The sequence below is a fragment of the Flexivirga endophytica genome (genome assembly GCF_014640635.1).
Classification (GTDB): Bacteria; Actinomycetota; Actinomycetes; order Actinomycetales; family Dermatophilaceae; genus Flexivirga; species Flexivirga endophytica.
On sequence record NZ_BMHI01000001.1, the window covers coordinates 449,276 to 469,457 of the forward strand.

At 68.6% G+C, this 20,182-nt stretch carries 16 protein-coding genes; 11 read left to right on the plus strand and 5 right to left on the minus strand.

Annotated features, from left to right (window positions below):
- Positions 1-295 precede the first annotated feature (295 nt).
- Both IEX71_RS02115 and IEX71_RS02120 read right to left on the minus strand, forming a co-directional pair.
- Positions 296-2,308: a S53 family peptidase gene (locus IEX71_RS02115; protein ID WP_188835298.1), complete on the minus strand. Its 2,013-nt coding sequence runs from the start codon at positions 2,306-2,308 to the stop codon at positions 296-298.
- Between the two features lie 313 nt (positions 2,309-2,621).
- The gene (locus tag IEX71_RS02120; RefSeq protein WP_188835299.1) at positions 2,622-3,581 is read right to left on the minus strand and encodes an acyltransferase domain-containing protein; all 960 of its coding nucleotides are present in this window, start codon (positions 3,579-3,581) and stop codon (positions 2,622-2,624) included.
- A gap of 59 nt (positions 3,582-3,640) precedes the next feature.
- Here IEX71_RS02120 and miaA point away from each other — a divergent pair, with 59 nt between their 5' ends.
- The 3 genes from miaA (at position 3,641) to IEX71_RS02135 (ending at position 5,768) form a co-directional block, all read left to right on the plus strand.
- Positions 3,641-4,570 carry a tRNA (adenosine(37)-N6)-dimethylallyltransferase MiaA gene (gene miaA / locus IEX71_RS02125; RefSeq protein WP_188835300.1) on the plus strand — a complete coding sequence of 310 codons (930 nt, stop codon included), beginning with the start codon at positions 3,641-3,643 and terminating at the stop codon, positions 4,568-4,570.
- Between the two features lie 43 nt (positions 4,571-4,613).
- Positions 4,614-5,495 carry a diaminopimelate epimerase gene (gene dapF, locus IEX71_RS02130; RefSeq protein ID WP_229749385.1) on the plus strand — a complete coding sequence of 294 codons (882 nt, stop codon included), beginning with the start codon at positions 4,614-4,616 and terminating at the stop codon, positions 5,493-5,495.
- Positions 5,496-5,561: 66 nt separating this feature from the next.
- A complete protein-coding gene (locus tag IEX71_RS02135) occupies positions 5,562-5,768 on the plus strand; it encodes a hypothetical protein (RefSeq protein WP_188835302.1) in 207 nt (68 codons plus the stop codon).
- A 9-nt stretch (positions 5,769-5,777) separates the two neighbouring features.
- Here IEX71_RS02135 and IEX71_RS02140 read toward each other — a convergent pair whose 3' ends face one another.
- Entirely contained in the window at positions 5,778-6,422 is a 645-nt protein-coding gene (locus IEX71_RS02140; protein WP_188835842.1) for a class I SAM-dependent methyltransferase, read from the minus strand.
- Between the two features lie 75 nt (positions 6,423-6,497).
- Here IEX71_RS02140 and hflX point away from each other — a divergent pair, with 75 nt between their 5' ends.
- The 3 genes from hflX to IEX71_RS02155 all read left to right on the plus strand — a co-directional run bounded on the left by hflX (position 6,498) and on the right by IEX71_RS02155 (position 13,199).
- Positions 6,498-7,979, plus strand: coding sequence for a GTPase HflX (hflX, locus tag IEX71_RS02145; protein ID WP_188835303.1), 1,482 nt, complete (start codon positions 6,498-6,500; stop codon positions 7,977-7,979).
- 58 nt (positions 7,980-8,037) lie between these two features.
- Positions 8,038-10,752 (plus strand): MGH1-like glycoside hydrolase domain-containing protein, encoded by a 2,715-nt coding sequence (locus tag IEX71_RS02150; RefSeq protein ID WP_188835304.1) that lies wholly within the window; start codon positions 8,038-8,040, stop codon positions 10,750-10,752.
- Positions 10,753-10,886: 134 nt separating this feature from the next.
- Positions 10,887-13,199, plus strand: coding sequence for an ATP-dependent DNA helicase (locus IEX71_RS02155; protein ID WP_188835305.1), 2,313 nt, complete (start codon positions 10,887-10,889; stop codon positions 13,197-13,199).
- A gap of 22 nt (positions 13,200-13,221) precedes the next feature.
- Here IEX71_RS02155 and IEX71_RS02160 read toward each other — a convergent pair whose 3' ends face one another.
- Entirely contained in the window at positions 13,222-14,316 is a 1,095-nt protein-coding gene (locus IEX71_RS02160) for an iron-siderophore ABC transporter substrate-binding protein (RefSeq protein WP_188835306.1), read from the minus strand.
- Between the two features lie 178 nt (positions 14,317-14,494).
- Between IEX71_RS02160 and IEX71_RS02165 the strand changes: the two genes are divergently transcribed.
- The 3 genes from IEX71_RS02165 (at position 14,495) to IEX71_RS02175 (ending at position 17,638) form a co-directional block, all read left to right on the plus strand.
- The gene (locus tag IEX71_RS02165) at positions 14,495-15,559 is read left to right on the plus strand and encodes a FecCD family ABC transporter permease (protein WP_188835307.1); all 1,065 of its coding nucleotides are present in this window, start codon (positions 14,495-14,497) and stop codon (positions 15,557-15,559) included.
- Positions 15,556-16,677: a FecCD family ABC transporter permease gene (locus IEX71_RS02170; protein ID WP_188835308.1), complete on the plus strand. Its 1,122-nt coding sequence runs from the start codon at positions 15,556-15,558 to the stop codon at positions 16,675-16,677. Before IEX71_RS02165 ends, IEX71_RS02170 begins: the two co-directional genes overlap by 4 nt.
- Positions 16,678-16,795: 118 nt before the next feature.
- On the plus strand, positions 16,796-17,638 hold the full coding sequence (locus tag IEX71_RS02175) for an ABC transporter ATP-binding protein (RefSeq protein ID WP_188835309.1): 843 nt from the start codon (positions 16,796-16,798) through the stop codon (positions 17,636-17,638).
- 1 nt (position 17,639) lies between these two features.
- On the opposite strand, the gene purU is transcribed toward IEX71_RS02175, so the two are convergent.
- Positions 17,640-18,491, minus strand: a complete 852-nt coding sequence (gene purU / locus IEX71_RS02180; RefSeq protein WP_188835310.1) for a formyltetrahydrofolate deformylase — start codon at positions 18,489-18,491, stop codon at positions 17,640-17,642.
- A gap of 68 nt (positions 18,492-18,559) precedes the next feature.
- Here purU and holA point away from each other — a divergent pair, with 68 nt between their 5' ends.
- The gene (gene holA / locus IEX71_RS02185) at positions 18,560-19,516 is read left to right on the plus strand and encodes a DNA polymerase III subunit delta (RefSeq protein ID WP_188835311.1); all 957 of its coding nucleotides are present in this window, start codon (positions 18,560-18,562) and stop codon (positions 19,514-19,516) included.
- Positions 19,517-19,751: 235 nt separating this feature from the next.
- Complete coding sequence (gene rpsT, locus IEX71_RS02190; protein WP_188835312.1) at positions 19,752-20,018, plus strand: 30S ribosomal protein S20; 267 nt, start codon at positions 19,752-19,754, stop codon at positions 20,016-20,018.
- The last annotated feature ends 164 nt before the right edge of the window (positions 20,019-20,182 follow it).

The following is a 20,182-nucleotide window of genomic DNA, read 5'->3' on the forward strand; positions in this document are numbered from 1 at the left end:
CACTCATCGGCACGACAGCAACGACACGAGGTGTAGCCGCCGTTGCCGCCTGAGTGCCAGGTCTGCTGATGCCCGCACGATCGGCACAAGTGGACCAGGACACTCATGCGGCCGCCGCCCAGGGGTCCACTGGTTTCGTCATACGACGAGCGTGGGCCTTCGACCTGGTTGAAGGTCAAGACACGAATCCGCCGAGCGGCCTAACTGGCTGCTCGGCGGAATCCGTTCACCGTGTTGCGGTCTCGAGACGGCCTCGCCCAGCGGGTCGGCCCCTTCGACCCACAGGCCGTGCGCGTCAGCGGTGCTGGAGTTGCGCGATGATGCCGCCGAAGTCGGGTGTGCCGAGTCCGGTGGCCGGGTTGTAGCGCGTGCCCGCGGTCCCTGTGTAGTAGAGGTTGTCGTTGCTGGTTCCGCTGGTGTTCAGCGAGTTCAGCGGTGACTTCTTCCCTGCGGCGAGGTTGTAGAGCGCCGGGTTCAGGAACCCCACCCGGTGTCCGAGCGCCTGGTCCATCACAGCGGCACTGCCGTTGAGCTGCGGTGCCACGAAACTGGTGCCGCCCCAGCCGCCCTGCAACTCGTTGCCGGCACCCGCGCTCGGTTCGTAGAGCACGTAACCGGTGTAGGGGTCGGCGTCGGCCGAGACGTCGGGCTCGGCGCGACCCGTTCCGTGACCCGTGGTGACCGCGGGGTCAGCGGTGAAGCTCCAGTTCGTCGGCTCGGTGATGCCACTGACCGACTGGTATTCGGTGGGCGTGAGGTACGGCACCGCGGAGAAGCTGCCCACCAGGCGACGCTGGTATGACGGCTCGGTCTCCAGGGTGCTGTATCCGCCGCCACCACCGCCGATCTCCTTGATGGCCTCGGCGGCCTCGGTGGTGTTGTGCAGTTTCGCCAGTGGTGACCACAGGTAGTCCCAGCCCCACGCGCGCTCGTCGGTGACGGACACCTGCGCGGAGTTGCCGGTCTTGCTGCTGGTCAGTGTCGCGGACCAGGGGAGCGTCGTGCCTCCCGCCGACGTGATGAACGGGCTGTCCGCGGGTGCGTCGACCGACAGGTTCGTGGTGCCGAGGTCGCGGCTCGCGTCATACGCGCCCTCATCGCCGGCGGAGGCGAAGACGGACTGACCCTGGACCGCCATCTCGAGGAACGCTTCGTCGAAAGCCGCCTGGTACTGCGGGGTTTCGACGCCGGAGGCGACGGACGCCTGGATGATCGTCTCCGACTCGCCCCAGCTGGCCGACACGGAATCGGCGGTGTTCTGGGTGGCTGCGGTGAAGAACGCATCGGCAAAACCGTTGTCGGTGTTGGGTGCCTGGTAGACCGTCACGTCCGCACCCGGTGCGACGCCGCCGGACTGCTCCACATCCAGGTCTGTCTCACCGGTGCCTGCAGCGTCGCTCGGCGCGCCGGGACCGCCGTCGATGTTCTGCACCGTGACGGCCCGACCGGTGTCCGGCAGGTGCATCACGTTCGACCAGAAGTACTCCGGAGCGCCCTCGTCGAGCGCGGCGAGGGTCACGATGCCGACGGTCTGTCCGGCGCCGGTGTTGCCGGCCTGCTCGGTCTTGGCCAGGCCATAGCGTTGTGTGTAGTCGGTGGGGGTGTTGCAGGCGCCGGGCAGGCCGGTGAGAGCGGTGCAGTCGATACTGTTCGTGGCCGCTTGCTTCGCACGGACCCCGGAGTTGACGTGCTTGGCGTGGGAGACGAACGGGCTGTAGTTGGACAGTCCGAGCACCGCGAGCACGCTGTCGGCCACCTTGCGCGGCAGCTTCGGCTGCTGCTTCGTGCCGTGCACGGTCTGCGCGGGGATCCGGCCGGAGTCACCGGTCCCGCCTTGCGCCGGAACCTTGTAGTCGTGCTGCTGCACCGCCAGCGCCTTGTCGAACTGGCCGGCGGTGCCGGAGGCGGCGATGTCGACGTTGTCGGCATACACGGTGGTCTTGATGCCGAATGACGCGAGGTACGAGTTGATTTCGTCGATCGTTTGCTTGCTCTGGCCGTAGCTGTGAGCGAACTGCGACACGCTCAGCTGGTGTCGCACACCGTGCTCCACCTGCGCGTCGAGAGCACCTTTGTGGCGTTCCTTCAGCACGAACGACACCTGCTCGGGAGTGCTCGGATCGGTGTCGCCGAACGCCTTCGCGCCCGGGACGGCGGCGACGTTCGTGCCGGCCGCCACGGCCACTCGGGTGTTGCCGGCGTCCGTGGCGTGCGCCGCGCCGGTGCCGAGGCTCGCCGCGAAGGCGAGCGCGAGGACACCAGCGCCGGCGACCGTGGTGACGCGCGTGGTGGAACGGGATCTGGGCATGTGGCTGCTCCTGGGACTCGCGGGTGGCGCGGGATGGGCGCCGGGCCGAACGTAGATCCGGCTGAGCCCACGAGCAGGGCAGTAGGAGAGAACTCACATCGTTTTGGCGGTGACTTCGCGGGTAGTTCCCAGGCGTGGTTCACCCACGCTCGGCCCCATTGGTGCTAGGTCAGTCCTCGTCGTCCTCGATCGGCTCGTTCCAGTCGTCGCGGTGGGGCAGCAGGGGCATGCCCTCCTCGGTGGCGACTTCTTCTTCCGCACGGTCGTAGTCGTCGTTCTCGGTGCTCATGACCCCACTGTCGCGCACTCCGGCTCAGGAAGGAACCGCCCCGGGCAGTTTCAGCAGGCCGGACCGCTGGTGCAGGTGGCCGCCGACTCGCCAGTGCGCGAGCAGCGCCTGCTCCAGCCGGGTCGAACCGGTGAGGTCGGCAGGGTCGGCATACGGACGCCGGAAGACGAAGTTGCGCACCGACTCGTCTCCGTCCGTCGGCGCACCGATCCGCCGCCATCGCGCACCGAATCGTGCGATGTTGCTGTCCGGCACCAGCTCGAGCAACTGCTCGTCGAGCAGCCAGCTGGTGCAGCGGGCGACCGAGATCGGCGGCAGCTCGGGGAAGTGCTGCGCGAAGAACGGTTGCATCCGCGCTAGGGACGCGTCGACCTCCGCCGGCCGGAGCGGACCACTGTCAGGGATGTGTATGCCGGCCACCACGGATCCGGTGACAACCGGCAGGCACGCTGTCCGCACCACGGCCGCCGATGCGTCCAGCACCTCCAGATCGGCCTGCAGCCGACCGAAGTCGAAGATCATGCCGCGCAAGTGCAGGGAGATCCAGTTCTGGACATGGAGTCCGGTGTGCCCGAAGGTGCGCTCGAAGACCCGCAGATGGCGTCCGACATCGGCAAGGATCGCGCGCGAGCCGCTGTCGGGGATGGCACGAGTCCGATGGAATGCCAAGGTGTCCGGCAGCGTCGCGGCGAAGGCCACCGGGTAGAAGAAGCGCGCCTCGACCGGCTCGTCCGGATCCTGCGGGTCGAATGCGGCGGGGAGGAACATCTGCTGCGGCGCGAGCATCCGCCCCATGCCCGCCCTCAGCCGGCCCACGACCTCGCCGATCCGACCCAGTGCGATGGGGTCCGCACAGATCCGCTCCGCGGCGGCGACGAAGTCGGCGCGGTCCGGCTGTTGCACGGCGAAGTAGTCGAACGCACGCTGGAGTGCGGCGCCGCGAACGCGGGCACCGAGCTGATCGACGGTGGGTTGCGAGGTCACCGGCTCATCGTAGGAGCGTGCACGCGGCCGGCAGCCGCGGCTTTGCCAGACTGAGTCGTATGACGCCCCCGCTCCCGATCATCGCGATCGTCGGCCCGACCGCGACCGGCAAGTCCGACCTCGGCATCGCGCTCGCGCACTCCGTCGACGGTGAGATCGTCAACGCGGACGCGTCACAGTTCTACCGGGGGATGGACATCGGCACCGCCAAGCTCACGTTGCCCGAGCGGGAAGGGGTGCCGCACCACCTGCTCGACGTGCTGGACGTGCACGAGGAGGCCAACGTCGCGGCATACCAACAGGATGCGCGCGAGGTGATCGCCGGGATCTGCGAGCGCGGCCGGGTGCCGATCCTGGTCGGCGGCAGTGGTCTCTACGTGCGGGCTGCGCTGGACGACCTGCGGATCCCGCCCACCGACCCTGCGGTTCGGGCCCGGTGGGAGGCCCGACTCGACGCGGTCGGCGCCCCGGCACTGCACGCACAGCTGGCCTCGTCGGACGCACCCGCAGCGCAACAGATCCACCCGAGCAACGGTCGCCGCATCGTGCGCGCGCTGGAGGTCATCGAACTCACCGGCGAGCCGTTCAGCGCAACCATGCCGACGCGCGAATTCGTCTCTCCGGCAGTGATGCTCGGCCTGCAGATCGATCGACCGACGTTGCACGACCGGATCGGTGTCCGCATCGAGCGCATGTGGCACGACGGACTGCTGGACGAAGTGCGCGGGTTGGATCGCATCGGACTGCGTGAGGGTCGCACCGCCAGCCGTGCCATCGGCTACGCGCAGGCGCTGCAGCAACTGGACGGCATACTCACCGAAACACAGGCACAGGCCGAAACAGCGACGTTGACAAGGAAGTTCGCACGCCGTCAGCAGTCGTGGTTCGGCCCGGACCCACGCATCCACTGGCTGCCGTATGACGCCCCGGATCTGCTCGACCGCGCGCTGGCGACCGTCCGGGCAGCCGCCCCGGCGTCCGGGCCGTGACACCGGGATGACGCGGCGACGCCGGATGACCTTAGATGGACGGGTGACGACCATCAGTTTCGCCAAGGGCCACGGCACCAAGAACGACTTCGTGCTCGTGCCGGCGCTGGACGGCACACCCGCAATCACAGCCGACGACGTGGTGTTCCTCGCAGACCGGCGCGCGGGTGTCGGCGGCGACGGAGTCATCCGGGTGGTGCCCGTCGAGCACGCACCGGAGGACATCCGCGCTGCAGCCGGGGACGCGCGCTGGTTCATGGACTACCGCAACCAGGACGGCTCGCTCGGCGAAATGTGCGGCAACGGCACCCGCGTCTTCGCGAAGTACCTGCTCGACAACGGCCTGGAGAGCGGGCGGGACTTCGACATCGCGACCCGCGACGGCGTCAAGCGGATGACGGTCGTCGACGGAGGCTTCGAGGTCGACCTCGGTGTATGGCGCCTCGCGCGCGCCCCGGAGGCGGACGAGCGCGGCTCGGACAGCGTCGTGCAGGTCGTGGGTGCACCCGACCCGCTGCCGGCGTTGAGCATTGACATGGGCAACCCGCACACCGTTGTGGCACTCCCTCCCGAATTCGACCTGAGCACACTGGACCTCGCGCACCAGCCGCGGGTCGACCCGCTTCCCGAGCACGGCACCAACGTCGAGTTCGTCCGCGCGATAGGTCCCGGCCACATCGCGATGCGCGTGCACGAGCGCGGCGTCGGCGAGACCCAGAGTTGTGGCACGGGAGCGGCTGCGGCGGCAGTCGCCACCTGGTGGTGGGCCGGGCAACCTGCGGATCAGCTGCGCTGGCGGGTCGATGTGCCCGGCGGGCAGCTCGGTCTGCGCATCGAGAGTGATCGCGCCTTCTTGTCCGGTCCGGCGGAGATCGTGGCGACCGGGACGGTGCAGCTTCCGATAACTCCCTCGCGCAACGCCTGACCGCGCCATACGGTGCTGGCATGACGTTTGTTCTGGCCGAACAGGAAGCTCGCGGAGTGAGTCTTCATGGGGCGGCCTGACGGATTCAACTACGTCCGCCAGGGCAACGAGGTGCTCATCACGCATCACGGACGCCGCGCGACCACGCTGCGTGGGCGGCGCGCCCTCGACTTCCTCGAGGACGTCGAGATGGGCGACCCGCAGGAGCTGATGGCGCGGCTGACCGGGAACTACCGGCATGGCAACGAACGTCAGGGCCGCCGCAAGCGCTGAGAGTGTCTGTCAGGCGCGTGCGGACACCTGCAGGATCCGGAAGCCCCTGACGCTGGTGAAGCGCTCGGTCGGGAAACCTTGCTCGACCAGCCAGCGCTGCAGCGAGTCGGAGCCGAGATTGCGCTGCACGACCAGGTAGGCCACGCCGCTGGGAGCCAGTCGCGGCAGCCAGGCCAGCAGCAGATCGTGCAGGACCGATTTGCCCACCCGGATCGGCGGGTTGGACCAGATCAGGTCGAAGCGCACGTCGGCGGGCACCGCGTCAGCCGTCCCGACCTGCACGTTGGAGAGTTCGAGTGAGGACGCGTTGCCGCGTGCCAGGTCAAGCGCGCGCTCATTGACGTCGACGCCCCACACCTGGGCGTCGGGGGATCGCAGGCCCAGCGAGAGCGCGATCGGCCCCCAGCCGCAACCGAGATCGAGGAACGTGCCGGTCAGCGGCGGTTCGGGCGCGTGCTGCAACAGGACGGACGTGCCCTGGTCAATCCGCTCCGCAGAGAAGACACCGGGCGCCACTTGCACCGGACGCGTCACGCCGGCGAGCGGCACATTGATCGTGCGCCGCTCGTCGGCGCTCGCCGGACTCGCCGAGAAGTAATGGTCGGGTGTGTCGCTCACGCCCAGAGGGTAGTCGTAGGCATGCGCGTGCGGCATAAAGCGTTCGCCCGGTGCGTTGAACCCTGCGACGATATGGAGAACATGACGGAACGCAACACTGATGGAGGCGCAATGACCGCCCGCTCGCACGTGCTCGATGGTCGCGCCGAAGCCCTGGCCGAAGCGACAGACCGCGATGCCAGGCACGACCCGCGGTATGACGCCGACGGCTTCCTCATCGAGGAGTCGTATGACGGCGACCAGTTCGACCGTGAGGACCGCGCCGCGCTGCGCCGTGTCGCCGGACTGTCCACCGAGCTCGAGGACGTCACCGAGGTCGAATACCGGCAGCTGCGCCTGGAGCGTGTCGTGCTGGCCGGTGTCTGGGGTGAGGGCACCGCGCAGGACGCCGAGAACTCCATGCGCGAGCTGTCCGCGCTCGCCGAGACGGCCGGCTCGACGGTGCTCGCCGGCGTGCTGCAGCGCCGGATGAAGCCGGACCCGGGCACCTGGATGGGTTCGGGCAAGGCCGCACAGCTGCGCGACATCGTCATCGAGGAGGGCGCCGACACCGTCATCGCCGACACCGAGCTGACACCGAGCCAGCGTCGTGGCCTGGAGGACGTCGTCAAGGTCAAGGTGATCGACCGGACCGCGCTGATCCTGGACATCTTCGCCCAGCATGCCAAGTCCAAGGAGGGCAAGGCGCAGGTGGAGCTGGCTCAGCTGCAATACCTGCTCCCGCGACTGCGTGGTTGGGGTGAGTCGATGTCCCGGCAGGCCGGTGGCCAGGCAGCCGGTGGCCAGGGCATGGGCTCGCGTGGTCCCGGTGAGACCAAGATCGAGTTGGACCGCCGCCGCATCAACACCCGCATCGCCAAGCTGCGTCGCGAGCTCAAGGGCATGAAGACGATGCGTGACACCAAGCGTGGCTCGCGCCGCGCCGGGCATGTGCCGTCGGTCGCGATCGCCGGTTACACCAACGCCGGCAAGTCCTCGATCCTCAACCGCCTCACCGGCGCCGGGGTGCTGGTCCAGAACCAGCTCTTCGCGACTCTGGACCCGACGGTGCGCCGGGCCGAGACGATCGACGGCCGTGGTTACACGCTGGTCGACACCGTGGGCTTCGTGCGCGAGCTGCCACACCAGTTGGTGGAGGCGTTCCGGTCGACCTTGGAGGAGGTCGGTGACGCCGACCTGGTGCTGCACGTCGTCGACGGCTCACACCCCGACCCGGAGTCGCAGATCACCGCCGTTCGTTCGGTGCTCGCCGATGTGGGGGCGCACGACGTCAAGGAGGTCGTGGTCGTCAACAAGGCGGACATCGCCGATCCTGAGGTCGTCGATCGCATCCTGCGGGCGGAGAAGCACGCCATCGCGGTGAGCGCTCGTTCCGGCGCCGGATTCGCCGAGCTCGCCGAGTTGGTCGCGCAGGAGCTGCCCCGTCCGGAGATCCGGATGGAGTTGCTGTTGCCCTACGACCGCGGTGACCTGCTGTCCCGGATCCACGACGATGGTGAGGTGCTGTCCAGCGAGCACACCGGCGACGGCACGCACGTCCACGCCAAGGTGACTCCGACGATGCAGGCGGAGCTGGCCGACTTCGCGGTCTGATACCGCGACCCTCGATGGTGCCCGACCGGATCCGTTCCGGCCTGGCACCATCGTTGCTGTGACGTCACCAGCAGACACCGCCGAACACGACCGCATCGCCGCCTCACCCGGCGCCGACGACCCCTGGCGACTATGGGGTCCGTACGTCTCGGCGCGTCAGTGGGGCACCGTCCGCGAGGACTACTCCGCAGACGGAAATGCCTGGGACTACTTGCCGTTCGATCAGGCGCACCGCCGTGCCTATCGCTGGGGTGAGGACGGTATGGCGGCGGTCTGCGACCGCTTCGGTTTCCTCAACCTCGGCGTCGCCCTCTGGAACGGCAAGGACGACCGCCTCAAGGAGCGTCTCTTCGGGCTGACCAACGCCCAGGGCAACCACGGCGAGGACGTCAAGGAGGTCTGGTGGCCCACGGACGCGACGCCGACGCACTCCTACGCGTCGTGGCTCTACCGCTACCCCCAGGCACCCTTCCCGTATGGCGAACTGGTCGCCGCCAATGCCGCGCGCGGCAAGGCCGATCCGGAGTTCGAGTTGACCGACACCGAGGCGTTCACCGAGGACCGGTTCTTCGACGTCGCGGTGACCTACGCGAAGGAGAGCCCGACCGACCTGTTGATGCAGGTGGACGTCACCAACCACGGCCCCGATCCCAGCACCGTGCACCTCGTGCCGCAGGCGTGGTTCCGTAACACCTGGGCCTACGGCCGAGACGATCGGACCCCGTCGATGCAGCTCGTCGATGGTCAGGTCCGGATCACGCACGACTGGTTGGGGACCTACCGCTTGGAAGCCATGGAGGGATGTCGGTCTCGGCACACCTCCGCCGGCGCTCCGGTTACTTCACCGGCACGTGCGCGGATCCTGTTCTGTGACAACGAAACCGACAACGTCGGACTCTTCGGGTCGGAAGCACGCACCGACTGCCCGACGAACGGCATCGACCGCGCGATCGTGCACGGGGACGAGTCGGCCACCCGGGCCGACCACGGCACCAAGGTTGCGTTCTGGTGGCAACTGGACGACATCGCGCCGGGGGAGACGCGCACGGTCGGGTTGCGTCTCGGGGCCATCGCACCCGGCGCCGGGCGCACGTCGGCACCCTTCGACACGCCCGCGTTCGGCGGCTTCGCGGATTTCGACGACGTGCTCCGGCAGCGCCGCGCCGAGGCTGACGACTTCTACCGGGGCGTCATACCGGCGACGGCGACCGAGGAGGAGGCGCTGATCGCCCGCCGCGCGTTCGCCGGCCTGATGTGGGGCAAGCAGCTCTACCGCTACGGCGTGGGCGAATGGCTGGAGGGAGACCCGACCGGTCCACCGCCACCACCGCAGCGCCGGCAGCGCGGCGGGCGCAACATCGCCTGGTCGCACCTCGACCTCGCCGACATCATCTCGATGCCGGACGAGTGGGAGTATCCGTGGTTCGCCTCCTGGGACCTCGCCTTCCACACCGTGCCGCTGGCCCTGATCGACCCGGCGTTCGCCAAGGACCAGATCGACCTGATGGTGCGCGAGTGGGCCCAGCATCCGAACGGCCAGCTGCCGGCATACGAGTGGAACTTCGACGACGTCAACCCGCCGGTGCACGCGTGGGCGGCCTGGCAGGTGTATTCCCTTGCGGGAGATGAGGATCGCGAGTTCCTCGCTCGTGTCTACAGCAAGCTGCTGATGAATTTCTCCTGGTGGGTCAACCGCAAGGACGCCGACGATTCCTACCTCTTCGAGGGCGGCTTCCTCGGCATGGACAACATCGGACCCTTCGACCGGTCACAACCACTGCCGGACGGCATGCGCCTGGAGCAGTCGGACGCCACCAGTTGGATGGCCTTCTACTCGTTGTCGATGCTGCGGATCGGCGTTGAGCTGGCACACCATGAGCGCAGCTGGAGCGCGTCTGTGCGGACCTTCTTCGAATACTTCCTGCGGCTGGCGCGTGCGATGACGGACTTCGGCAGCAACGGGATCTCCCTCTGGGACGAGGACGACGGCTTCTACTATGACGCGATCGTGCGCCCCGACGGGTCCAGCGAGCGGCTGCCGGTGCGCTCCCTGGTGGGCCTGTTGCCTTTGGCCGCAGTCGAATCCGTGCACCCGGTCATCGCCCGGCAGTTGCCCGATCTGTTGAGTGAGGTGCACTGGCTGGAGCGACGCGACACCGGGCTGGCCGATGTGCTGGCGCATCACGAGCACCACGACGACAACCGGATCACCCTCTCGCTGGTGCCGCCGGAGCGTCGTGGACGGTTGCTGGCACGGATGCTCGACGAAGGCGAGTTCCTGTCGCCGTACGGCATCCGGTCGCTCTCGGCGGCATACCGCACGCCGTTGACGGTCGACGTCGACGGCGCTGACTTCACGGTCGGCTACACACCTGCCGAGTCGGACAGCGCGCTCTTCGGAGGCAACTCCAACTGGCGCGGGCCCGTGTGGTTCCCGATCAACTTCCTGCTGGTGGACGCGCTCGCCACGTATGCCGATGCCTATCCCGACGAGCGGGTGGAGCACCCGACGGGCTCCGGCGTGCAGCACACGCTCGCCGAAGTGACCACCGACGTGATGGACCGGCTCGTCCGGTTGTTCCGGGCCGACGCGAACGGTCGACGTCCCGGCACCCCGAAGTGGTACCCGAGCGGGCCGCTGTGGGACGGCCACCCGACCTTCAGCGAGTACTTCCACGGTGACGACGGCTCCGGCTTGGGCGCCACGCACCAGACGGGATGGACCGCGCTGGTCGCCTACCTGATCTGCCGCGGCACCGCGCCGTCCGATTGACCGGCATACCTCTGCATCGACCGGCAGACCGAGCTGCCCGCAATCCGTATGCCACTCGTGCCGTCGGTATGCCGCTCGATCGGCAGGGCTGTGGACGGTGCGCACCGGGTATCGGCACGGCATACCCTGTGGGGATGCCTGCCGATCTCGACGCCCTGATGCACGCTGCCGTCGGAGGAGTCGGTGGCAGTGACCGGCCCGGCCAGCAGCAGATGGCACGCGCCGTCGACCAGGCCGCGCGGGACGGATCCCACCTGCTGGTGCAGGCAGGCACCGGCACCGGCAAGTCGCTGGCCTATCTGGTGCCCGCCATCCGGCACGCCGTGGAGACGGGCCAGCCGGCCATCGTGGCGACCGCCACGCTCGCGCTCCAGGCGCAGATCGTCGACCGCGACCTACCTCGCATCGCCGATGCACTTGCCCCCGAGCTCGGCCGTCGGCCGACCTACGGTCTGGTCAAGGGACGCCGAAACTATCTGTGCCTGCACAAGATCGAGGGCGGCTACCCCGACGACGAGGACTCACTGCTCGACGTCGGAGAGGTCGATCGCGCGGCCGGCCGGATCGGCGAGGAGGTCGTGCGCCTGCGCGAGTGGGCGCAGGAGACCGACTCGGGCGAGCGCGACGAACTCGTCCCTGGTGTCAGTGAGCGGGCCTGGCGGCAGGTGTCGGTGTCGGCCGAGGAGTGCCTGGGTTCGAAATGCCCGATGGTGCAGGAGTGCTTCGTCGAGCGCTCCCGTGCCGCCGCCAAGGACGTCGACGTCGTCGTCACCAACCACAGTTTCATGGCGATCGACTCCTTCGAGGGCCGGCAGATGCTGCCCGAGCACGACCTGCTGGTCGTCGACGAGGCGCACGAGCTGGTCGACCGGGTCACCTCCACCATCACCGACGAGGTCACCGGCGGCATGATCGCCACTGCGGCGCGCCGCTGCGGCCGGATGGCGGACGCGTCGACCATGCGCGAAGCCGGCGAGATGCTGCAGGAGTTGCTGGGTGGTGTGCAGGAGGGGCGCCTGCTCGGCATACCGGACAACCTCGCGCTGGCGCTGACCCGCGTGCGCGACGCCGCCCGCTCGGTGCAGAGCGAGTTGAAGCCCGCGTCGCCGGCGGACAACGACGCCTCCCGCCAGGTCGCGCGCGCCGCGATCGACGAGATCTTCGACAACTGCGACCGCATCCTGGAGGGCCGCGAGCTCGACGTCGTCTGGGTGTCGCAGGATCAGCGACGCGGCGCGATCCTGCGGGTGGCGCCGATGAGTGTCGCAATGCTGTTGCGCGAGAAGGTTTTCGGTGATCGGACAGTCATCATGACGTCCGCGACGCTCGAGCTGGGCGGCAGCTTCGACTCGGTCGCGGGGACACTCGGGCTGCGCGGCGACGGCGGACCGAAGTGGACCGGCCTCGACGTCGGGTCACCGTTCGACTACCCCCGGCAGGCCATCGCGTATGTCGCCTCGCAGCTGCCACCACCCGGCCGCGACGGTATGTCGACGCAGGCGATGGACGAGATCGAGACACTCGTGCGGGCTGCCGGTGGGCGGACCCTCGGACTCTTCTCGTCGACCCGCGCCGCGCGGGCAGCGGCGGAGGAGATGCGCACCCGGTTCGGCGACGAGATCCCCGTGCTCTGCCAGGGCGATGACCAGATCCGCACTCTGGTGGGGCAGTTCGCAGCGGACCCGCGCACCTGCCTCTTCGGCACACTGACCCTGTGGCAGGGCGTGGACGTCCCCGGTCCGTCCTGCCAGCTCGTGATCATCGACCGGATCCCGTTCCCGCGCCCGGACGACCCGCTGGCATCGGCGCGGTCCCAGGAGATCGCCCGCCGTGGTGGCAACGGTTTCATGTCGGTGTCGGCCACCCACGCCGCGCTCCGGCTGGCGCAGGGCGCCGGCCGGTTGGTGCGTAACCACGACGATCGCGGTGTCGTCGCCTTCCTCGACACGCGGATGATCACGGCGCGCTATGCGGGATTCCTGCAGAAGTCCCTGCCGCCCTTCTGGCCGACGACCGATCGCGCCCTGGTGCTCAAGGCGCTCAGGCGCCTCGACGAGACCGCGGCCGACCGCTCCGCACCCATCGACGCCGAGCAGGTCGAGCAGGCCTCCGTCGAGGCGGCGGAGACCGCGGCCGACGTCGTCCATGACGCTCCCGCAGAGCTGGCGCCGCAGCCCGACCGCCAGGTCGAAACCGTCGCGGCCGAACCCGAACCCGAACCCGAGCCCGAGCCGGCGGCGATCGCAGCTGCTTCGTCGCCCCCGGCCCCCGCGTCAGCCGTTGACACGGAGGGCGTGGCGCCCCCGGCGGGCGGCTGGAGCCCCGAGGACGACGAAGAGCTGCGCGACGGTGCCGACCTCGGGCTCGCACCGGAGGAGCTTGCCGAGCACCTCGACCGGCCGCTGGAGGAAGTCCGAAACCGGTTGGTACAACTGCGGATCGGCTGACCTCTCCGTCATACGGCTGCGATCACTCGTCGATGATCTTCACCTTCGTCGACGGCTTGCCGTCGACCGCCGCGGCCAGCTGCGGCACATACCGCTTGAGCACCCACGGGATGGACAGCGGGGTGACCATGCTGAAGGCCGACGCGTAGGTGCTGGCCTTCTTGCTGTCGCTCACCGAGCTCGGCACGTAAATCGTGCGCCCCTCCTTGTATGCCTTGGTCTGCTCGTAGAGCCCGCCGAGCTTGGACTTCACGCTCGCCGGGCTGTCCAGCCAGACGACCACGTCGAAGTCGATCTCCTTGGTGCGCTCGGCGCTGATCGAGCCGCCGAACGTCTTGCCTCCGATGTCCTTGAACTTCGCCGGGAAGGTGAAGCCGAGCGCGTGCTGGATCTGCGAGCGGATGTCCGAGGGACCGTAGATGTAGGCGCCTTCGTATGGCGTCGCCACGACTGCGGTCTTGCCCACGAACTGCGGGTGGGCCTTCTTCGCGGCGGCGAGGTCGCCCTTGACGCTCTTGACCAGCTTCACGCCCTCGTCGTGCTTACCGAGCGCGTCGGCGATCAGCTGCGCGGTCTCGTCCCACGGAGTGCCCCAGTCGACATGTCCCTTGGGTGCGGCGATGGTCGGCGCGAGCTGGGACAGTTTGGTGTAGTCGGCCTGCTTCAGGTCGGAGTAGATCGCGACGATGAGGTCGGGCTTGAGGGCGGCGATCTCCTCGATGTTGATCTTCTTACTGTCCAAGACCTTCGGCAGCGGCGAGTCGCCGAGCTTGCCCTTGGCCCAGGGGTAGATCTCGCCCTTGGCGGCGCCGAGCCAGGTGGTGACACCGACCGGTACGACGCCGAGCGCGAGCAGGGAGTCCTGCTCCAGCAGGCCGACGCAGACGACGCGCTTGGGAGCCGACTTGATGGTCGTCGCGCCGTACTTGTGCTGCACGGTGACGGGGAACGACTTCCCATCGGCAGGTCGGTCGACCGCCTTCGTGCCGGACGTCGCAGGTCCGCTCGCGGTCGACCCGCCGGACCCGCTCCCGCAGGCCGTGAGCAACGCACCGAGGCCTGCTGAGAGGGTCAGGGCTCCGGTGCCGGTGAGGACGTGACGACGGGACGGTTGCATGGTTCTCCTGACAGCGATGGTGTGGGAAGGTTGGTAAGGCTAACCTACCTTTGCTGTCGGAGCGACCTCCGGTCCACACAGTGGGGGCGCGTTCGCCATACGTCTTTGGTAAGGCTAACCTTCCCGAAGAGACAGCTGCGGCCGGACCGGTCGCGAACCCGCAGCCGACGGAGTAGTAGTGACGATCCTGGAGAAGGGCAGCACGGCGAATTCGCCACTCCCACAGGTTGATTCATCAACCTCGTCCAAGGCTCGCAGTGGTTCCTGGCTGGTTGTCGGGGTGCTTGTGGCGGCGGTCCTCTGCTGCGGTCTGCTCAGCTTGATGATCGGGAATGTCGGCATCAGTCCGGCGCGCATGCTGCACGTCCTCTTCGATGCTGACAGCACACAGGCGTCCGCGATCATCCACCAGCTGCGGCTGCCGCGGACCGTGTTGCTGCTGGCTGTCGGCCTCGCGCTCGGTGTCTCCGGCGCGCTCATGCAGGGGCAGTCGCGCAACCCGCTCGCCGACCCGGGCCTGCTCGGGGTCTCCGAGGGTGCGTCGCTCGCCGTCGTACTCGCGATCTTCTGGCTGCACATCGAGTCGCCCGCGGCATATGCGTGGTTCGCGCTGCTCGGGGCCGGCGTGACCGCCTGGCTGGTCTTCGCGATCAGCGCCGTCCGCGGCGGCCCCTCGCCGTTGACCCTCGTGCTCGCCGGCGCCGCTGTCAGCGCGCTGGCCTCGGCGATCATCACCTCGATCATCACCTCGAACGTCTCGACGCTGGACCAGTACCGCTTCTGGGTCGTGGGTTCGGCCAGCGGCCGCGGGATCGAGGTGTTCTGGCAGGTGGCGCCGTTCCTGGTGGCCGGACTGGTGCTGACGGTGATCTGCACGCCGGCCATCAACCTGCTCCAGTTGGGTGACGACGCGGCCCGGGCGCTCGGTGTCCGGCCGGGCCTGCACAAGTTCCTCGGCATCTGCGCCGTCATGCTGCTGACCGGTGGCGCCGTCGCCGCCTGTGGTCCGATCGGTTTCCTCGGGCTGGTGGCGCCGCACGTCGCGCGGTTCTGTTGTGGCCCCGATTACCGCTGGGTGGTGCCCTACGCGGGACTCATCGGCGCGATCGTGCTCACCCTCGCCGACATTCTCGGCCGGGTGATCGCCGGCGGCGCGGAAGTGCAGGTCGGCATCGTGATGGCGCTCGTCGGTGGCCCCGCCTTCGTGCTCCTCGTCCGCCGCGCCCGGTTGGTGCAGCTATGAGCACCATGACCACATCCCGCAGTCCGCAAGCCGATCCGACGGTGCACGCACCGGCGAAGGCGGGCGGGCTGAGGCCGGTGCTGCGCATCGGCCCGACGTCCTGGCGGGTGCACCCGCGAGCCGCCCTGTGCGCCACCGTCGCCGGCGTCCTGGTCCTGCTGCTGCTCGTGGTCAACCTGTCCTACGGCGACCTCAAGATCCCCTTCAGTGACGTCGTCCGTGCGTTGCTCGGCGACTCATCGGGCGTCAACTCCTTCATCGTGCGTGAGGTGCGGTTGCCCGAGGCGGCCGTCGCGCTACTCGCCGGGCTCGCGCTCGGGCTGTCCGGCGCGCTCATCCAGACGATCGCGCGCAACCCGCTGGCCAGCCCGGACGTCATCGGGGTCAACGCCGGCGCGGCGGCCGGTGCGGTCGGCTACATCGTGCTCTTCTCCGCAGCCGATTCCGGTGTGCCGGCTGGGGTGTCGGCAGACCTCGCCCTGCCGCTCGCCGCCTTCTGCGGCGCACTGATCGCCACTGCGTTGCTGTATGCCGCCGGCTGGCGTGGGGGGCTCGACGGCCGCCGGTTGGTGCTGGTCGGCATCGGCATCGCCGCAGCACTCACGGCGTGCACCTCCTGGCTGCTGGTGACGGCCCGGCTGCAGACCGCCGCGTCGGCGCAGGTGTGGCTGTCCGGATCGCTCACCGGCGCGAACGGCAGCAACGTCACCTGGCTGCTCGTGGTGATCGTGCTGGTGGCTCCCGTCGCGCTGTGGCTGGGCAGCACCCTCAACATCGTCGAGCTCGGCGACGACACGGCACGCGCTCTCGGCATACGAACGACGTCGGCGCAGGCGCTGGCCCTGCTGTGCGCGGTGTTGCTCGCAGCGGTCGCGGTCTCGGCGGTCGGCCCGATCGGCTTCGTCGCATTCGTCTGTCCACAGATCGCGCGGCGGCTCGCGGGCACGTCCCGCCCACCGCTGCTGACGTCCGCGCTCGCGGGTGCGGTCCTGGTGCAGGCCGCCGACGTGATCACCCGGCTGTGGCTGACCGGCCTGGCCGTCGGCGTCGTGACCTCCCTGATCGGCGCGCCCTATTTCATCTACCTGTTGATCCGCAACCAAAGGCAGGCACCATGAGCACCCCACGAGGTTTCTCCCCCACTCCGTCACCCCAAGAAGTTCTCCTCCGCTTCGCTCCTCCGATACTTCATGGGGACCCCGACTCGCTCCTCCGAGTACTTCGCGGGGACCCCGCATGACACAGACATCCACGGCCGTCCTCGAGCACGCACCGGCGGTGCCCGGCGCCCGGCTGAGCGCGGCCAACATCACCGTCGGGTATGGCGAGGAACCTGTCGTCCACGACGTGTCGCTGCACGTCCCGGACGGCAAGGTGACGACCATCATCGGGCCCAACGGTTGCGGCAAATCGACTCTGCTGCGGACGCTTTCGCGGTTGCTGTCGCCGAGTTCCGGGCAGGTGACCCTCGACGGCGCGCCGATCGGCGCACGCTCGGCCAAGGAACTCGCTCGTACCCTGGCGCTGCTGCCGCAGTGCCCGCTGGCGCCGGAGGGCCTGTTGGTGCGTGACCTGGTCGGCCGCGGCCGCCATCCGCATCAGCGGTGGTTCCAGCAGTGGTCGCACGGCGACGAGGACATCGTGACCGACGCCATGCGCTGGACCGGCATCCTCGACCTGGCCGACCGTCCGGTGGACGCGCTCTCCGGTGGTCAGCGGCAGCGGGTCTGGATCGCGATGACCCTCGCCCAGCACACCGATCTGGTGCTGCTCGACGAGCCGACCACCTATCTCGATCTCGCCCACCAGGTCGACGTGCTGGACCTCGTCTGCCGACTCAACCGGGAGCGCGGTGCCACCGTGGCGATGGTGCTGCACGACCTCAACCTGGCGGTTCGCTTCAGCGATCACCTCGTCGTCATGCACCACGGATGCGTTGTTGCACAGGGCGACCCGGTGGAAGTCATCGACGCGGACCTGCTGCAGCAGGTGTTCGGGCTCGACTCGGACATCGTCGCGGACCCGCGGACCGGCATACCGACCGTTGTGCCACGAGGCAGGAAGAGTCAGGCGGGCTGAGCTACCGCAGCACGACCGTGCTCGAGCCGTTGGGGAAGACCCGGTGCTCGGCGTGCCAGGTGACCGCCCTGGCCAGCACCTGGGCTTCGACGTCGCGGCCGGCGACGACCATGTCGGCGGGGGAGTAGCCGTGGTCGATGCGGGCGACGTCCTGCTCGATGATCGGGCCCTCGTCGAGGTCCGGCGTGACGTAATGCGCTGTGGCGCCGATGAGTTTCACGCCGCGCTCGTGCGCCTGGTGATAGGGCCGGGCGCCGCGGAAGCTGGGCAGGAACGAGTGGTGGATGTTGATCGCGCGACCCGCCAGCCGCTCGCACAGCTGCGGTGAGAGCACCTGCATGTAGCGGGCGAGGATCACCAGATCGGCGCCGGACTCGTCGATGAGCGCGGTCAGTCGCGACTCGGCGGCGTCCTTCGAGTCCCGAGTCACCGGGATGTGATGGAACGGTATGTCGTGCGAGGACACCAGTTTCTGGAAGTCCAGGTGGTTGGAGCCGACGGCGACGATGTCTATCGGGAGCGACCCGACCTGTTGGCGGTAGAGCAGGTCGTTGAGGCAGTGCCCGAGCTTGGAGACCAGCACCAGTGCCCTGGTGGGCTGCTCCGCCGGGAAGAGGCCCCACGTCATACCGAACCGTTGGGCTACGGGCAGCAGTGACTCCCGCAGTGTCTGCTCGGCCACCGGTCCGTGGACCTGCGCGCGGATGAAGAACTGTCCCGTCAACGCGTCGCCGAACTGTTGGCATTCGTCGATGTTGGCGTCGTGGCCGACCAGCGCGGTGCTGATCGCGGCGATGATGCCGGGGCCGTCGGGGCACGACGCGGTGAAGACGTAGGATTGGCGCTGGCTCATGGGCGAACTTTAGAGCCGCGATGGCTGTGCCCGCGTGTGTGTCCGCTGCAGGTGGCAGAGTTGGGGGTATGACGGACGTCCCGCCGCTGGTGCTGATCACCGGACCGGAGCAGATCCTCGCCGAGCGCGCGGCGAGCAGCACCATCGCACTGCTGCGCGAGAGCGACCCGGAGGCCGAGCTGGTGCGCATCGAGGCAGCCAGTTACGAGGGCGGCGAGTTGCAGCTGCACACCAGCCCCAGTCTTTTCGGTGGCAGCAAGATCGTGCTGGTGCGCGACCTCGACGAGGGTCGCGACGAGCTGATCGCCGACGTCCTCGACGTCGTCAAGCTCGGCCCCGCCGACGCGACTCTGATCGTGCAGCACAAGGGCGGCGTGCGCGGTAAGAAGGCACTCGACGCGCTGAAGAAGAACGGCGCCCGGATCATCGACGCACCGGCCATCAAGAGCGATCGCGACAAGTCGGCGTTCGTCACCAACGAGTTCCGTTCGGTCGGGCGCAAGGTGGCGCCGGACGCGGTGCGTGCCCTGCTCGAGGCCGTCGGCAAGGACCTGCGCGAGCTGGCCTCGGCGTGCAAGCAGCTGTGCGACGACACCGAGGGCATGGTCACGGTGGAGCTGGTGCAGCGCTACCACGGCGGCAAGGTCGAAGCGACCGGCTTCCGGGTCGCTGACGCGGCGATCAGCGGTAACCTGCCCGAAGCGCTGCGCCTCACCCGGCACGCGCTCGCGTCCGGCCTGGACCCGGTGCCGATCGTCGCTGTGCTGGCCAGCCAGTTGCGGCAGATCGCCCGCGTCGCGACCGCCGGGCGTGGGCCGTCGGGTGCCCTGGCCAAACAGCTCGGCATGGCGCCCTGGCAGGTCGACCGCGCGCGCCGGGATGCGAAGGGTTGGGACGGAGAGCGGTTGGGCCGCGCCATACAGGCGGTGGCTGCGGCTGATTTCGACGTCAAGGGAGGCGGTCGTGACCCTGTCTACGCGCTCGAGCGCGCCGTCATGACCATCACGCAGGCACGCAACGCCTGACCGCTCATGCCGAGCGAGTGCCGTGACGGACGAGCGGCGTACCGAGATCCCGATTTGGGCCGAATCATGCGCCACTGGTAACTTTGACTCTTGCGTGCGCGCTCTGGTCGTGCGCGTATGCAAGCAGTACCGTCGCGACAACATCGCCCGGGTGTCCCCACGCCCCATCCGTCGTCGCGTCCGTCAACCCTCATTGACATTCTGATTTTCTCGATCGACCAAGGAAGTACTACACGTGGCAAACATCAAGTCGCAGATGAAGCGGATCAAGACCAACGCGATCCGCACTGAGCGCAACCGCGCCTACAAGTCGGAGCTGCGCACCTGGATCCGGCACACCCGCCAGGCCGTCGAGGCCGGCGACAAGGCGAAGGCCACCGAGATGCTCGCCGCTGCGTCCAAGAAGCTGGACAAGGCCGTGAGCAAGGGCGTCATCCACAAGAACCAGGCCGCCAACAAGAAGTCGGCGCTGGCGAAGGCCGTCAACGGCCTCGACGCCTGATCGGCTCTCACGACGCGAGGTCCGGCGCCGTCCTGCAACGCAGGCGGCGCCGGACCTTTGTCTTTGCCGGGTAGCCGTGCGGTAATCTGTCGTTCGTGCGGCAGTTGCTTCTTCTTAGCTCGCCGCGTCGACGCTAGGCGGACTTCGGCGCGGCTGACCCCTCC

Coding starts and splice junctions, on each gene's coding strand:
- IEX71_RS02115 (WP_188835298.1), bottom strand. CDS start 2,308: ATGCCCAGATCCCGTTCCACCACGCGCGTCACCACGGTCGCCGGCGCT.
- miaA (WP_188835300.1), top strand. CDS start 3,641: ATGACGCCCCCGCTCCCGATCATCGCGATCGTCGGCCCGACCGCGACC.
- IEX71_RS02135 (WP_188835302.1), top strand. CDS start 5,562: ATGGGGCGGCCTGACGGATTCAACTACGTCCGCCAGGGCAACGAGGTG.
- IEX71_RS02140 (WP_188835842.1), bottom strand. CDS start 6,422: ATGCCGCACGCGCATGCCTACGACTACCCTCTGGGCGTGAGCGACACA.
- hflX (WP_188835303.1), top strand. CDS start 6,498: ATGACCGCCCGCTCGCACGTGCTCGATGGTCGCGCCGAAGCCCTGGCC.
- IEX71_RS02155 (WP_188835305.1), top strand. CDS start 10,887: ATGCCTGCCGATCTCGACGCCCTGATGCACGCTGCCGTCGGAGGAGTC.
- IEX71_RS02160 (WP_188835306.1), bottom strand. CDS start 14,316: ATGCAACCGTCCCGTCGTCACGTCCTCACCGGCACCGGAGCCCTGACC.
- IEX71_RS02170 (WP_188835308.1), top strand. CDS start 15,556: ATGAGCACCATGACCACATCCCGCAGTCCGCAAGCCGATCCGACGGTG.
- IEX71_RS02175 (WP_188835309.1), top strand. CDS start 16,796: ATGACACAGACATCCACGGCCGTCCTCGAGCACGCACCGGCGGTGCCC.
- purU (WP_188835310.1), bottom strand. CDS start 18,491: ATGAGCCAGCGCCAATCCTACGTCTTCACCGCGTCGTGCCCCGACGGC.
- holA (WP_188835311.1), top strand. CDS start 18,560: ATGACGGACGTCCCGCCGCTGGTGCTGATCACCGGACCGGAGCAGATC.